Source organism: Arthrobacter sp. JCM 19049 (assembly GCF_001310435.1).
Genome location: NZ_BAXF01000971.1, coordinates 1 through 500, shown reverse-complemented (window position 1 = coordinate 500; position 500 = coordinate 1). Strand labels below are relative to the sequence as shown.

The 500-nt window shown below is 68.2% G+C and carries 1 pseudogene; it reads left to right on the top strand.

The window, feature by feature from the left end:
* A pseudogene (locus JCM19049_RS17405) lies at positions 1-500 on the top strand (proteasome accessory factor PafA2 family protein); the annotation flags it as partial.

The following is a 500-nucleotide window of genomic DNA, read 5'->3' as shown; positions in this document are numbered from 1 at the left end:
GGGAACTGCTGCTGTACAAGAACAACACCGACAACAAGTCCGTCTCCTACGGGGCGCACGAGAACTACCTGGTGCCCCGCGAAATCGACTTCGCCCGCCTGGTCGAGGGCCTGACCCCGTTCTTCGCCAGCCGCCAGATCATCTGCGGCGCCGGACGGGTGGGCCGCGGCCAGCTCGGTGGGGGCGCCGACTTCCAGATCTCCCAGCGCGCGGACTTCTTCGAGGCCGAGGTGGGGCTGGAAACCACCATCAACCGCCCGATCATCAACACCCGGATGAACCGCACGCCAACTGGGAGAAGTACCGCCGGCTGCACGTGATCATTGGGGACGCGAACCTGGGCCAGGTCTCCACGCTGCTCCGGGTGGGCACCACCAACCTGGTGCTCTCGCTGATCGAGGCTGGCCAGGCCCCGGACCTGGAGTTGGCCGACCCGGTGGGGGCGCTGCAGGCAATCAGCCACGACACCTCGCTGCGCACCGCCGTGCGGCTGCGCGGGG